The 13,061-nt window shown below is 61.1% G+C and carries 13 protein-coding genes; 3 read left to right on the top strand and 10 right to left on the bottom strand.

The genetic code is table 11. From position 1 onward, the window contains the following. The first annotated feature begins 125 nt into the window (after window positions 1–125). On the top strand, window positions 126–755 hold the full coding sequence (locus tag KGB25_RS26705; protein ID WP_008041982.1) for a flavin reductase family protein: 630 nt from the start codon (window positions 126–128) through the stop codon (window positions 753–755). On the opposite strand, the gene KGB25_RS26700 is transcribed toward KGB25_RS26705, so the two are convergent. Together KGB25_RS26700 and KGB25_RS26695 are read right to left on the bottom strand one after the other, a co-directional pair. Next, window positions 756–986, bottom strand: a complete 231-nt coding sequence (locus KGB25_RS26700) for a hypothetical protein (protein ID WP_008034307.1) — start codon at window positions 984–986, stop codon at window positions 756–758. Between the two features lie 41 nt (window positions 987–1,027). Further along, complete coding sequence (locus tag KGB25_RS26695; protein ID WP_008034309.1) at window positions 1,028–1,381, bottom strand: putative quinol monooxygenase; 354 nt, start codon at window positions 1,379–1,381, stop codon at window positions 1,028–1,030. A 334-nt stretch (window positions 1,382–1,715) separates the two neighbouring features. Between KGB25_RS26695 and KGB25_RS26690 the strand changes: the two genes are divergently transcribed. Then, on the top strand, window positions 1,716–2,645 hold the full coding sequence (locus tag KGB25_RS26690) for an AraC family transcriptional regulator (protein ID WP_223437366.1): 930 nt from the start codon (window positions 1,716–1,718) through the stop codon (window positions 2,643–2,645). A gap of 151 nt (window positions 2,646–2,796) precedes the next feature. On the opposite strand, the gene KGB25_RS26685 is transcribed toward KGB25_RS26690, so the two are convergent. From KGB25_RS26685 to KGB25_RS26660, 6 genes are all read right to left on the bottom strand, one after another. Then, window positions 2,797–3,852 (bottom strand): ABC transporter ATP-binding protein, encoded by a 1,056-nt coding sequence (locus tag KGB25_RS26685; RefSeq protein WP_192228606.1) that lies wholly within the window; start codon window positions 3,850–3,852, stop codon window positions 2,797–2,799. A 17-nt stretch (window positions 3,853–3,869) separates the two neighbouring features. Further along, window positions 3,870–4,718, bottom strand: a complete 849-nt coding sequence (locus KGB25_RS26680; RefSeq protein ID WP_008034315.1) for an ABC transporter permease — start codon at window positions 4,716–4,718, stop codon at window positions 3,870–3,872. Then, a complete protein-coding gene (locus KGB25_RS26675; protein WP_008034316.1) occupies window positions 4,715–5,623 on the bottom strand; it encodes an ABC transporter permease in 909 nt (302 codons plus the stop codon). Before KGB25_RS26675 ends, KGB25_RS26680 begins: the two co-directional genes overlap by 4 nt. Window positions 5,624–5,817: 194 nt before the next feature. Beyond that, a complete protein-coding gene (locus tag KGB25_RS26670) occupies window positions 5,818–6,921 on the bottom strand; it encodes an extracellular solute-binding protein (protein ID WP_008034320.1) in 1,104 nt (367 codons plus the stop codon). Between the two features lie 300 nt (window positions 6,922–7,221). Then, window positions 7,222–8,670 (bottom strand): aldehyde dehydrogenase family protein, encoded by a 1,449-nt coding sequence (locus tag KGB25_RS26665; RefSeq protein WP_223437364.1) that lies wholly within the window; start codon window positions 8,668–8,670, stop codon window positions 7,222–7,224. After that, window positions 8,667–10,304: a 5-guanidino-2-oxopentanoate decarboxylase gene (locus KGB25_RS26660; RefSeq protein ID WP_223437362.1), complete on the bottom strand. Its 1,638-nt coding sequence runs from the start codon at window positions 10,302–10,304 to the stop codon at window positions 8,667–8,669. Before KGB25_RS26660 ends, KGB25_RS26665 begins: the two co-directional genes overlap by 4 nt. A gap of 160 nt (window positions 10,305–10,464) precedes the next feature. Between KGB25_RS26660 and KGB25_RS26655 the strand changes: the two genes are divergently transcribed. Beyond that, entirely contained in the window at window positions 10,465–11,346 is an 882-nt protein-coding gene (locus tag KGB25_RS26655; RefSeq protein WP_008034326.1) for a LysR substrate-binding domain-containing protein, read from the top strand. 88 nt (window positions 11,347–11,434) lie between these two features. Here KGB25_RS26655 and KGB25_RS26650 read toward each other — a convergent pair whose 3' ends face one another. Both KGB25_RS26650 and KGB25_RS26645 read right to left on the bottom strand, forming a co-directional pair. Next, window positions 11,435–12,049, bottom strand: a complete 615-nt coding sequence (locus KGB25_RS26650) for an NAD(P)-dependent oxidoreductase (RefSeq protein WP_223437360.1) — start codon at window positions 12,047–12,049, stop codon at window positions 11,435–11,437. A gap of 41 nt (window positions 12,050–12,090) precedes the next feature. Further along, window positions 12,091–12,966 carry an MBL fold metallo-hydrolase gene (locus KGB25_RS26645; protein ID WP_008034330.1) on the bottom strand — a complete coding sequence of 292 codons (876 nt, stop codon included), beginning with the start codon at window positions 12,964–12,966 and terminating at the stop codon, window positions 12,091–12,093. Window positions 12,967–13,061: the final 95 nt, after the last annotated feature.

The raw sequence follows: 13,061 nt of genomic DNA, 5'->3' as shown, positions 1-13,061 counted from the left end.
GTCAGACACAGTGATGTTGACTGACACACCATCGCCAGCAAGCCGGCTCCTACAAGGGATTGCGTGCGCTGGAAATTATGGGGGCATCCTTGCACTATGAACGCCACACCAACAGGAATCCCTTCATGCCCGACGACATCCACTACTACGAACCCGCCAACGGCCACGGTCTGCCGCATGACCCGTTCAATGCCATCGTCGGCCCGCGCCCCATCGGCTGGATTTCTTCGCAGGATGCCGACGGCCGCCTGAACCTGGCGCCCTACAGTTTCTTCAACGCGTTCAACTACATTCCACCGATCATTGGATTTTCCAGCGTCGGACGCAAAGACAGCCTGAACAACATCGAGCAGACCGGCGAGTTCGCCTGGAACCTGGCAACCCGGCCGCTGGCCGAACAGATGAACCAGAGCTGTGCGATGGTCGGGCCAGAGGTCAACGAGTTCGAGTTGTCCGGGCTGACGCCCGTCGCGTCGAAAATCATTCAGGTGCCACGGGTCGCCGAAAGCCCGGTGTCCTTCGAGTGCAAGGTCACGCAGATCATCCAGTTGCAGCGCGCCGACGGCAACGTGGTGCCGAGCTGGCTGATTCTCGGCGAAGTGGTCGCCGTGCACATCGCCAAATGGCTGTTGAAGGACGGGGTGTACGACACCGCCGCGGCAGAACCGATTCTGCGCGGTGGCGGACCAGCGGATTACTTTCAACTGGGCCCAGAGGCCTTGTTCAAGATGTTCCGTCCGGGAGCGGTCAGGTAATTACCAGATCAGCTCGCCGTCTTCGCCGACGCCCTTGAGGTGCGTCAGTTGCAGGGCGGCAGCTTCGTCCGCTTCTTTGGCGGTCTTGAACGTCTGGTCTTCCAGCAATTTGTTGAAGCGCGGTGCGCCCGAGCCACCGATGGCTTTGGTGGCAATCGCCGCATAGTAACCGCCCTCGCGGGGCACTACGGCGGATACGGCTTCGAAGGTTTCAAAGGCTTTGCGTGCCATGTCGCGGATCCTGGCTGATTGAGAATGGCGTCATTAAACCCTCAACCCGCCAGTTTGTGTACCCGCGACCGGGACTGCCACTGCGCCTGGGCCGCCGACACGTCCTTGAAGGTATGGAAATCCAGGCTGTTGACCACCAGCTCTTGCACCAGCTCAGCAAAAATATCCATGGCCGGCGTGCTGAAATAGGCCGTCATGGCTTGCTGATGGGTCCAGAAACCGGACACCAGCCACAATTCCGGATCGCACTGCGAATGCTGCAGGGAAAAACTCAGGCAGCCAGGCGCGGTGCGCGACGGCTCGATCAAGGCGCTGAGGCGCGCACCGAGTTCCGCCGAACACCCGGCGCGGGCCCGGACGAAGGCCATATGACTGACGGGGATCTGCTTAGACATGTTCAACCCTCCCAGGTACTCGAGTGGCAGCCGTGGGACGGGCTGCGACAGGATCCAAGATTAAGCCCCTGCACGCCGCCCCGTTAGTCGATTCCTGCCGGCTTGTTGCACAATCCTGCGAGGCTGCATTCCGTACCTGTAACAATGTGTGAATAGTGTCACAGGCCTGAAACACGAGGTTCGAGCAAGTTTTCTCTGCCATAGACTGCCTTGGCAGCACGCCTCTTCAACCCCGTGCAGAATCAGGCAAGCTTTTCGCAGGATGTGTCTACCGCTGTGCCTTGCACAAATTTAAGCTCAGCTCATTCCCATTGCTTCGCCGAGGATGCCCTGCATGTCGTCGCTCGATCACTTTCAAGCCCCGCTGGACGCCGACATGGAGAAACAGCGCGCGGAACTGGCCGCCATCATCCGTCGCAACACGATGGAGGATGGCACTTATGCCACTGCCGTCGCCTCGTTGTTCATGGGCAAACACAGCCAGTCCCATGAATTCGCCCCGGTGCTGGCGCAACCGGCGTTGTGCATCATGGCGCAGGGGCGCAAAGAGGTCAGACTGGCCGACGAATACTTCAATTACGACCCGCTGAATTACCTGGTGGTGTCGGTCTCCATGCCCCTGAGCGGGCGGATAGTGAACGTCACCTCTGAAGAACCGATTCTCTCGGTGCGGCTGGACATTGATCCGGCGGAAATCTCCGCGCTGATAGCCGACGCCGGTCCTTTGGGCGTGCCGACTCGCCCGACCGGTCGCGGTTTGTATGTCGAACGGATCGACACCGCGATGCTCGATGCCGTGTTGCGCCTGGCGCGATTGCTGGACACACCGAAAGACATCGCCATGCTCGCACCGTTGATTCGCCGGGAGATTCTCTATCGGTTGTTGCGCAGTCAGCAGGGCCATCGCTTGTATGAGATCGCGATTGCCAACAGCCAGAGCCACCGCATCAGCCAGGCGATCAAGTGGCTCAACGGCAACTATGAGCAACCGCTGCGCATTGATGATCTGGCCAAGGAAGTGAACCTGAGCGTGTCGACCTTGCATCACCGGTTCAAGGCGATGACGGCGATGAGTCCGTTGCAGTATCAGAAGCAACTGCGCTTGCAGGAAGCGCGGCGGTTGATGCTGGCCGAAGGGCTGGAAGCATCGGCGGCGGGGTATCGCGTCGGGTATGAAAGCCCGTCGCAGTTCAGCCGTGAGTACAGCCGGTTGTTCGGGGCGCCGCCGCTGCGGGATCTGGCGCGGTTGCGGTTGACGGTTTAGCCGAATTCAACCGCACACCTGTAGGAGCGAGCGGGCGGCGATCCGACTTGCCCGCGAAGGGGTCACCGCGGTCATATCTGAATGACCGCGTTATCGTTCTTCGCGGGCAAGTCGGATCGCCGCCCGCTCGCTCCTACAGGGGGTGCGCTTTTTACGCGCCGAGTACTCGGCAAGCCTCGGCCGGCAACGTCACCGACACCGGGTTGCCAATGCTCAACCCAAACCCCTGGCACGGCGTGCTCAACGCGGTAAACGACACCCCGGAACACTCCACGGTCGTCTCGATCGTCGCGCCGATGTCACGCACGAACGTCACGGTGCCCAACAAGCGATTCCCCGCCGTCGCCTGCGGATGCGACAGTTGCAGGTCCTCAGGGCGGATCAGCATCTTGACCCTCTCTCCCGCCGCAATGCTCGTGCAGATCGGCACTTGCAGTGCATCGCCCCCCGGCAGGCTGACCTGACCGTTACCCAGCGCGGTCGCCGGGAAGATGTTGCCCGAACCGATGAAGTCCGCGACAAACTCGTTGGCCGGATGACGATAGATCTCGATCGGCGTGCCGACCTGCTGCACGCGATGCTCACCCAGTACCACGACGATATCGGCCATGGTCATCGCCTCACGCTGGTCGTGGGTGACCATGATGGTGGTGATGTTCAGGCGTTGTTGCAGTTGACGGATTTCCACCTGCATCGACTCGCGCAGCTTGGCGTCCAGCGCCGACAGCGGTTCGTCCAGCAGGAGGATTTTCGGGTGGTTGGCAATCGCCCGGGCAATCGCCACACGCTGACGTTGACCGCCAGACAGCTTCGCCACCGGGCGGTCAATCATTTCCTGCAACTGAATCAGTTCCAGCAACTCCACTACGCGCTTGTGCTGATCAGCCTTGCTGACCCCGCGCAGTTTCAACGGATAGGCGATGTTTTCCCCAACGGTCATGTGCGGAAACAGCGCCAACGATTGAAACACCATGCCGAAATTACGCAGATGCGCCGGGGTTTGGCCGATGTCTTCACCGTCCAGGCGAATCTCGCCGCCGGTCAGGGTTTCGAGGCCGGCGATCATCCGCAGCAAGGTGGTTTTACCGCAGCCCGAAGGGCCGAGGAAACACACCAGTTTGCCTTCCGGCAAATGCAGGTTCACATCCTTTACCGCGCAGGCCGAGCCGTAATGTTTCTCGACGTTTTCCAGAATCAGACCAGACATATGAATCACCTCAAGAATCAGAACGAAACGCCACCTTCACCGACCAGCTTCTCCAACGCCCAGATCAGGACGAAGTCGATCAGCACGATCAGCACGGCAAACGAAAATACGGTAGGGTCGAGCGACGACACGGTGCGGCTGTACATCCAGATCGGCACGGTCATCACGTCGATGGTGTAAAGGAAATAGGTCACGGTGAATTCGTTGAACGAGACGATGAACGCCAGCAGCATCCCCGCCAGAATCCCCGACTTCATCAGCGGCACCACCACATCGATGATCGCCCGCGTTGGCGAAGCACCGAGCATTTGCGCGGCCTCTTCGACTTCGCTGCCGATGGAGAGCATTGCCGCCGTGCAGTTTTTCACCACGAACGGCAGCGCCAGGATCACGTGAGCGATCACCAGCCGCGAGGTGGTCATCTGGAACGGCAGGCTGTCGAACACCAGCAGCAATGCCAGGCCCAATACCACCATCGGAAACACCAGCGGCAGCGACATCAGTTGCAGCGCCACCGCTTTGCCGCGGAACTCGCAACGGGTCAGCGCATAAGCCGCCGGCACCGCGATGATCGTGGCGAAGACCATGGTCAGGCACGACACCATCAGGCTGGTGGTCATGGCTTTGCCGAGGCTCAGCACATCACTCGCGTCCGGCGACACGAAGGTGTGCCAGGCGGCCTTGTACCATTGCAGGCTGTAGCTGCTCGGCGGGAAGTCGAGGTTCGACGCACCGCTGAACGACATGACGATCATGGTCAGGATCGGCAACACCGCCAGCAGCAAAATGAACCCCGAGAGGATGCCGGCAAACTTGCCGGTTTCGCCTGGCAGCAGCGAATAACGCTTCTTGATCACAGAGCTCATTGCGAAGCCTCCAGCATGCGCCGACGACGGCCAGTGATGTATTCGGACAAAGTCATGATCGCGAGCGTGGTGACAATCAGCACCACACCGGCGGCGGACGCGGCGGGCCAGTTCATCAGCGGGGCGATCTGGTCATGGACCATCACCGCCAGCATCGGCACACGTCGGCCACCCAGCAGCAACGGCACCACAAAGCTGCTGGCGTTGTAAGCGAAAACCAGTGTCGCGCCGGTGATGATCCCCGGAAAACTCATCGGCAGAACCACCTGGCGGAACACCTGAAAGCGACTGGCGCCCAGCGTGGCGGCGGCCTCTTCGTAAGTGCGGGCGACGCCGCGCATAGCGCTGGCAATCGGCAGCACGGCCAACGGGAACGCGGTTTGCACCAGGCCCATCAGCACGCCGTTCTGGTTGTACAGCAGCATGATCGGGCGCTTGATCAGGCCCAGGCCCATCAGTGCCTGATTGAGCATGCCGCCCGGGCCGAGAATCACCAGCCAGCCGTAGCTTTGCAGCAGCAGGTTGACCAGCAATGGCAGCAGCACCGCAGCGAGGAAGATCCTGCGCACAAACGGCGACGTCAGGCGCGACATGGTGTAGGCCACCGGGATCGCCAGCACCACGGCGATCACTGCGCTGATCAGCGCCAGGCGCAGGGTCAGCAGCAAGGATTTGAGGTAATACGGTTCCAGCAATTGGGCGTAGCTGGCCAGGCTGAACCCGGTCCATTCCGCGCCTTTGGTGCCGACGCTCATGCGCAGCACCAGCAGGCTGGCGGCAATCAGCACGCCGAGAAACAGCATCGACGGCGTCAGAAAAAACCAGGCGCGGGTCGTCGGCGAAACACCCCGATTGGCGCGCACAGGAGCTGCATCGACCGGATGAGTCAGAGGTTGGTGTTCCATAGCAAGGGTCTCGTCAATGGAAAGCAGCTGGCAAACACAAAACCTCAGGCCACCCCGGCCCCTTGTAGGAGTGAGCCTGCTCGCGATAGCGGTGTATCAGTCGACATTAACGGTGAATGTCAGTCAGCTATCGCGAGCAGGCTCGCTCCCACAGGGGATCTTCAGTGATTGAAGAACCTGTGTTCGCCACTCGATCAGGAAGAAAAGATTTCCGTGTAGCGACGAATCCATTGGTCATGCACGGAGGCCAGGAAGGCGTTGTCGTGCATGATCGCCTTCTCGGCAATCTGCTCCGGCGTGAGGATGTACGGGCTCTTGCGCGCTTCGGCGGAGATGATCGCCTTGGCGTTGACCGGGCCGTTGTAAATGTCCTCAGCCATCTTGCCCTGCACCAGCGGGTCCAGAGAGTGGTTGATGAACGCGTAGGTCAGGTCGGTATCGCCCGGACGGTTTTTCGGCATCACCGACAGCATCAGGTCGGTGTAGAAACCTTCTTTCATGCCGAACGTGGCGCCCAGGCCGTAGGCCGGATCGCGGATCTGTTTCGGGAAGAAGGCCGGTGCGTACAAGCCACCCATGTCCAGGGAACCGGTGCGGAACAGCTCGGCGATCTGGTTCGGGTTTTCACCCAAGGTCACCACACGATCCTTCAGCTCGGCGAGTTTCTTGAAGCCGGGTTCGATGTTGTGTTCATCACCACCGGCCAGTTTGGCGGCGATGATGATCAGGTCCATCGCTTCGGTCCAGTTCGGCGGCGGCAGGAAGATGTTCGGCGACAGCTCCGCGTCCCACAGGGCGGCATAACTGTCCGGTGCTTCCTTGATGGTACGGGTGCTGTAGACCAGGCTGTTGCACCAGAGCAGGTAACCGATCCCGTGGCCATTGGCGCCGGTACGGTATTTCTCCGGGACATCCACCAGGTTGGGGATGCGGTTGAGGTCGGGTTTTTCCAGCAGGTTGGCAGCGGCCAGACCTTCGGCGCCAACGCCAGCCAGGGTGATGATGTCGTATTGCGGACGATCACCGCCGGCCTTGAGTTTGGCGACCATTTCCGAAGTACTGCCGGTGCGGTCAGCGATGACCTTGCAGCCGTACTTGTCTTCGAACGTTGCGGCGATGTTGCGCAGTGCGGCCAGGCCTGTGTCATCGGACCAGGTCAGCAGGCGCAGGGTCTTGCCCTGGAAGCGCGTGTCGCTGGCATTGGCCTTGACGAAGGGCAAGCTCATGGCTGCCGCGGCAACCGAGGCCACGCCTACGGTTTTGATGAATTGACGTCTGTTCAGATCATGCTCGCCCATTACGGACTCCCTTTGTTTTTGTAGGTATAAGGCAGGTCGAAACTGTTGCATCCGCGCGGCCGGATCAGTGTTATCCCCCGTATTTTCGGGGGCTTGGCTGAACCAGTGAGTTCATCCTGAGGTCGTGTAAAACACCTGACTATCGATAAAAATTCATTGAAGCCATGACGCCAGCGCATGCCTCATGTAGGAGCGAGCCTGCTCGCGAAAAGTGCATGAACGACGCGGGTTTTCTGACTCCCCGCGTTATCGTTGACGTCCATCGCCGGCAAGCCGGTCTCGCTCCTACAGAGATACGCGTCAGACGGCGCGAATCACGTGTTTGATTTCCTGGAAAGCCTGCAAGCCCCATGGCCCCAATTCGCGGCCGATGCTGCTCTGCTTGTAGCCGCCCCAGGCGGTCTGCGGGAAGATCACTTGCGGCGCGTTGATCCACACAAGCCCCGCCTGCAAGGCGTTGGCAACCCGATCCGCCGCCTCGGCGTTGCGCGTCACCACGCTGGCCACCAGGCCGAACTGGCTGTCGTTGGCCAGGGCAATCGCCTCGGCTTCGGTGGCGAAACTGCGCACGCAGATCACCGGGCCGAAAATCTCTTCACACCACAGCGCACTGTCGAGGGGCACTTCGGTGAAAATCGTCGGCTGCAAAAAATAACCGCGCGGCAAGTCTGCGGGGCGATTGCCGCCGCAGATCAGCTTGGCGCCAGCACTCAAACCGCGATCGATGTGGCCGAGCACGCGTTGGTATTGCGCCTGATTGACCAGTGCGCCCATTTCCACGTTCGGGTCGAACGGGTCGGCCACGCGGATGGCTTCAGTACGCGCCTTCAGGCGCAGGAGGAATTCGTCGGCCAGCTCATCGGCGACCAGCACGCGGCTGGTGGCGGAACACATCTGCCCGGCGTTGAAGAAACCACCGCCACAGGCCACTTCCACGGCCAGTTCAATGTCGGCATCGGCCAGCACCAGCAGCGAGGATTTGCCGCCCAGTTCCAGGCTCACGCCCTTCACGGTTTCTGCCGCGCGCTGCATCACCTGCACGCCGACCGCGTTGCTGCCGGTGAAGGAAATCTTGGCGATGCGCGGGTCCGCCGACATCGGCGCGCCGACCGCCAGACCGGTGCCGCAGACCACGTTGAACACGCCCTTCGGCAAACCGGCCTCGGCGATGATCGCCGCCAGTTCCAGCTCCGGCAGCGGCGTCACTTCGGAAGGCTTGAGCACCACGCAGCAACCGGCGGCCAGGGCCGGGGCGAGTTTCCAGGCGGTGGTGACCATCGGGAAATTCCACGGCACGATCAGGCCGACCACACCACACGGCTCACGGCGCACACGGGCGCTGAAGTCGTCGGTGGGCAGCTCGACGTTGCTGTCCTGTTTGGCGTCGAGGCCTTCGGCCAGGCCTGCGTAGTACTCGAACGTAGCGATCACGTCATCGACATCGATGGCCGCTTCGAACAACGGTTTGCCGTTGTTGCTCGACTGCAAGTGCATCAACTTGTCGCGACCGGCCTGCACGCCCGCAGCGATTTTGCGCAGGATGGCACCGCGCTCGGCGCCGGTGGTTTGCGACCAGGCCTTGAAGGCTTCGGTGGCTGCGTTCGCGGCTTGATCGACGGCGTGTGCATCGCCGCCATTCACGGTGGTCAGCAACGCTTCGGTGGCCGGGTTGATCACGCGCAGGTGTTCGCTGCCTGCCGACCATTTACCGTCGATGAACAGGCCATCAAGAGTGGTGGGGAAATTCATTTCGACACCGCCTGCATCCACAGAGTCTGATCGATTTCAATCAGGGTCGGGCCTTGGCGATCGGTGGCTACACGCAAGGCGCTGCGCAGTTGTTCAACACCGTTGACCGCTTCAGCCGCACAGCCCAATGCCTTGGCGACACCGATGAAGTCCGGGGTGTAGATGTCTACGCCGACCGGCTCGATGGCGCGGTTGACCATGTATTTCTTGATCTCTTCGTAGCCCTGGTTGTTCCACAGCAGGACGATCACCGGAGTACGCGCTTCAACTGCGCTGGCCAGTTCCGGCAGGGTGAATTGCAGGCCGCCGTCGCCGATCAGGCACACCACCGGAGGACGTGCGCCGTTTTCAACGCTACCGCCGAGCCAGGCGCCAATCGCTGCCGGCAAGGCGTAACCGAGGGTGCCGTAGCCGGTGGACGAGTTGAACCAGCGGCGCGGGCGCTCCGGGTTGAAGGTCAGGTTGCCGGTGTACACCGGTTGGGTCGAGTCACCGACGAACACCGCGTTCGGCAATTCGTGCAGGACGGTTTCGAGGAAACGGGTCTGGGCCAGTGTCGGCGCGTCCCAGGTGGCGGCGAGGTCTTCGCGCAGACGTGCGGCGCGGACCTGGCCCCAATCGTTGCGGCGCTCGGCCAGCGATTTGTGGGACAGCGCGCTCAGCAAGGCTTGGGCAGCGTTGCGCGAATCGGCCACCAGTGCGATGTGCGGCGGGTAGTTGCGCACGGTCTGGTCCGGGTCGATATCAACGCGCAGCAGCTTGCCGGGAATTTCGAAACCACCGGCGAAAGTGACGTCGTAGTCGGTCTCGGCCAGCTCGGTGCCGATGGCCAGAACCACATCGGCCTCGGCAACCAGGGCGCGAGTCGCGACCAGGCTCTGGGTCGAACCGATCAACAACGGATGGCTGGATTCGAGCATGCCTTTGGCGTTGATGGTCAGCGCCACTGGCGCGTCCAACAATTCAGCCAGTTCAGTCAATTCCGCAGCGGCATCGATGGCACCGCCACCAGCGAGAATCAACGGACGCTTGGCGCCGGCGAGCAGTTCGGTCATGCGGCTGATCGCGCTTGGCGAAGCACCGGCGCGGTCGATATTGACCGGCAGGCTGCTGAGCAGGTCGTCGGCTTCTTCAACCAGAACGTCCAGTGGGATTTCGATGTGAACAGGACGCGGACGACCGGCCTGGAACAGCGCGAAAGCGCGGGCCAACACGCCCGGCAATTCGGACGCCGACATCAGGGTGTGGGAGAACGCCGCCACGCCGCCGACCAATGCGCTCTGGTTCGGCAGCTCGTGGAGCTTGCCGCGACCACCGCCCAACTGGCTGCGGGTCTGCACGCTGGAGATCACCAGCATCGGGATCGAATCGGCGTAGGCCTGGCCCATGGCGGTGGTGATGTTGGTCATGCCCGGGCCGGTGATGATGAAGCACACACCCGGTTTGCCGCTGGTGCGTGCATAACCGTCGGCCATGAAACCGGCGCCCTGTTCGTGACGCGGAGTGACGTGGTTGATGCTCGAACGGGCCAGCCCGCGATACAGCTCCACGGTGTGAACCCCAGGGATGCCGAATACCTGCTCAACCCCGTAATCTTCGAGTAACTTGACCAATACTTCGCCGCACGTCGCCATGTCTTTTGCCCTTTTTGTTCGTTTGAGACGCCGGGCCTGCGCAGTGTTTATGATGAGCGGGCAGGTCCAGGGATGGCCTCATTGGAACGGGCGACACGTAGCCGCAACAATGGATAAAAAGTCATACTAGCCATGTCCTCACGTCATACCTTGGATCCCAATGAAACGATTGCCTCCCCTGCCGGCGCTGCACACTTTTCTGATTACCGCGCAGTGCTGCAACTTCACCCGTGCCGCCGAACAGCTGTTCATCACCCAGGGCGCGGTGAGTCGACAGATCGCCGGGCTGGAAGAACATTTGGGTTATGAGCTGTTCATTCGCCAGGCCCGCGGCCTGGATTTGACGGCTGAAGGACGGGAGTGGCTGCCACGGGTGCAGCAGATTTTCGGCTTGATCGACGAGGCGGTGGAGCAGATCGGCGAGAAGCGCGAAACCCTGCAACTCAAGGCGCCTACCTGTGTGATGCGCTGGTTGTTGCCGCGCCTGTTGCAGTGGCAGCGGGAGCGTCCGGATGTGCCGGTGGAGCTGACCACCACGGTCAAGCACGGCGTGGATTTTCATCGCGAGCAATTCGACGCGGCGGTGATGTATGGCGCGCCGCCGGACAACGCGCTGACGTCTTATCTGCTATTCGATGAGCAACTGACGCCGGTGTGTTCGCGACCGATGCTGGAAGGGCCACAGGCCTTGCAGTCACCGGCGGATTTGCAACAGCACTTGCTGCTGCACCCGACGCGGGATGAGCGAGACTGGAATGCCTGGCTGAAAGCGGCGGATCTTCAACTGAGCAATGTCAGCAAGGGTCAGCATTTCGAAACCCTGGACCTGGCGATGTCGATGGCGTCTCAGGGGACAGGTGTGGCGATTGGCGATTGGTCGTTGATTGGCGATGACCTGAGTGCCGGGCGGCTGGTCATGCCGTTTGAATTGAAGGTGAAAACCGGGTTGGCGTATTACCTGGTATTCCCGGAGAAACCTGCACCTTCGCCGAAGTTGCGCGAATTGATGGGGTGGTTGGTGGAGCAGGCGCAGAGTCGGTGAAGGCCCAAAAGCATCGCCGGCAAGCCGGCTCCTACAAGGGCAAATCCCTGTAGGAGCCGGCTTGCCGGCGAAGGTTTAAGCCGCGCCATCAATACCCGACAGTAAACCGCTGACGGGCGTGCTTCGGCGCTTCCACTTCATCCAACATCGCAATCGCATAATCAGCAAACGTAATCCAGCTGCGCCCCGCCCCGCTCACCAGCAAATCATCCTTGCCAACCCGGAACGTACCCGTACGCTCACCTTCGACAAACTCCGCCGAGGGCGACAGGAAGGTCCAGTCCAGTTCCTGTTCCTTGCGCAGGTTTTCGAGAAACAACGCACCGGCGCTGGCCTCTGCCTTGTATTCCGCCGGGAAGCCTTCGCTGTCGATGACGCGGGTGCCGTCCGGCAGCAACAGCGAACCGGCACCGCCCACCACCAGCAGACGTTTCACCCCGGCCTTCTTCACCGGCGCCACAACGGCAGCGGCGGGAATCGTGGCGAAATGTGCCGCGCTGATGACCACATCATGCCCCGCAACAGCGGCTTGTAATGCGTCGCCATCCAGCACGTCGACATTCTTGCTGACCACCCCGGCACGCTGGCCGATTTTCGAGGTATCGCGCGCGATGGCCGTAACGCTATGACCACGACGCAGGGCTTCTTCCAACAGTTGGCTGCCGGCACGGCCGGTGGCACCGATGATTGCGATGTTGCTCATGACGTTCTCCAGTGTGGATCAGTGTGAGTGGGTGAATCGGGTTACCACTTCATCTCGCCCTTGGCGACTTTGGCGCTCAGCTCCAGCGAGCTTTCTTCGCCCAGTTTCGGGTAGCGTTTTTTCATCGCGGCGATCAGCGCGGCGGCGTCTTTGGCCTTGGCGGTTTCTTCGTCGAAGGCTTTGATGTAATCCGCGGTGAACTGCACGGCAGCCAGGGAGCGGGCACTTTTGCCAAGGTAGTGACCCGGCACGAGGGTGTGCGGTTTCAGGGTTTCGATGGAGTGCAGCGTAGCCAGCCAGTCAGCGTGGGACTGCGCGGTTTGGGTATCGGCCATCCACACGTGAATGTTTTCTGCGACGACCACGCCACCGACCACTGCCTTGATCGACGGGATCCACACAAAGGTGCGATCCGGTTGCTTGCCCTCAAGACCTACCACCTGCAACTTCTGCCCTTCGAGCATCAGGCTGTCGCCCTTGAGTACGTCCGGCACGATGGTTTTGGCCGGCACGTCGGCACCCATTTTCGGCCCCCAGAACGCCAGTTTGCCGTCGACGGTTTGCTTGATGTGGTCCACGGTCGGTTGCGAAGCGAGCACCTTGGCGTTGGGGAACGCGGCGGTCAGGGTGTCGAGGCCGAAGTAGTAATCCGGGTCACCGTGGCTGATGTAGATGGTGGTCAGTTGCTTGCCGCTGGCGCGGATTTTTTCCACCACTTGCTCGGCCTGGGATTTGCCGAATTGCGCGTCCACCAGAATCGCGTCTTTCTCGCCGCTGACCAGCACCGACGTCACCGGGAAGATCGCTTTCTCGCCAGGGTTGTAAACATCCAGCGTCAGCGTCGATGCCGCCGCGTGGGCCGCGAAACCGAGGGTGGCCGTGGCCAGCAAAATACGCTTGAGGTTGAAACCGATCATCTGTTGCTCCGTTGTTTGATAGACGCCCTTTGTGTAGGAGCCGGCTTGCTGGCGATGGATTTGAAGACGCCGCGTTTATCCAGGAACTACGCGTT

Origin of the sequence: Pseudomonas sp. BF-RE-21 (assembly GCF_019947305.1) — a bacterium.
Taxonomy (GTDB): Bacteria; Pseudomonadota; Gammaproteobacteria; order Pseudomonadales; family Pseudomonadaceae; genus Aquipseudomonas; species Aquipseudomonas migulae.
The sequence above is the reverse complement of the archived record's forward strand: the minus strand, read 5'-3'. Positions and strand labels throughout refer to the sequence as shown.

Bases quoted from the DNA above. Each gene is read 5' to 3' on its own strand.
- KGB25_RS26705 (WP_008041982.1), top strand. From the start codon at position 126: ATGCCCGACGACATCCACTACTACGAACCCGCCAACGGCCACGGTCTG.
- KGB25_RS26700 (WP_008034307.1), bottom strand. From the start codon at position 986: ATGGCACGCAAAGCCTTTGAAACCTTCGAAGCCGTATCCGCCGTAGTG.
- KGB25_RS26695 (WP_008034309.1), bottom strand. From the start codon at position 1,381: ATGTCTAAGCAGATCCCCGTCAGTCATATGGCCTTCGTCCGGGCCCGC.
- KGB25_RS26690 (WP_223437366.1), top strand. From the start codon at position 1,716: ATGTCGTCGCTCGATCACTTTCAAGCCCCGCTGGACGCCGACATGGAG.
- KGB25_RS26685 (WP_192228606.1), bottom strand. From the start codon at position 3,852: ATGTCTGGTCTGATTCTGGAAAACGTCGAGAAACATTACGGCTCGGCC.
- KGB25_RS26680 (WP_008034315.1), bottom strand. From the start codon at position 4,718: ATGAGCTCTGTGATCAAGAAGCGTTATTCGCTGCTGCCAGGCGAAACC.
- KGB25_RS26675 (WP_008034316.1), bottom strand. From the start codon at position 5,623: ATGGAACACCAACCTCTGACTCATCCGGTCGATGCAGCTCCTGTGCGC.
- KGB25_RS26670 (WP_008034320.1), bottom strand. From the start codon at position 6,921: ATGGGCGAGCATGATCTGAACAGACGTCAATTCATCAAAACCGTAGGC.
- KGB25_RS26665 (WP_223437364.1), bottom strand. From the start codon at position 8,670: ATGAATTTCCCCACCACTCTTGATGGCCTGTTCATCGACGGTAAATGG.
- KGB25_RS26660 (WP_223437362.1), bottom strand. From the start codon at position 10,304: ATGGCGACGTGCGGCGAAGTATTGGTCAAGTTACTCGAAGATTACGGG.
- KGB25_RS26655 (WP_008034326.1), top strand. From the start codon at position 10,465: ATGAAACGATTGCCTCCCCTGCCGGCGCTGCACACTTTTCTGATTACC.
- KGB25_RS26650 (WP_223437360.1), bottom strand. From the start codon at position 12,049: ATGAGCAACATCGCAATCATCGGTGCCACCGGCCGTGCCGGCAGCCAA.
- KGB25_RS26645 (WP_008034330.1), bottom strand. From the start codon at position 12,966: ATGATCGGTTTCAACCTCAAGCGTATTTTGCTGGCCACGGCCACCCTC.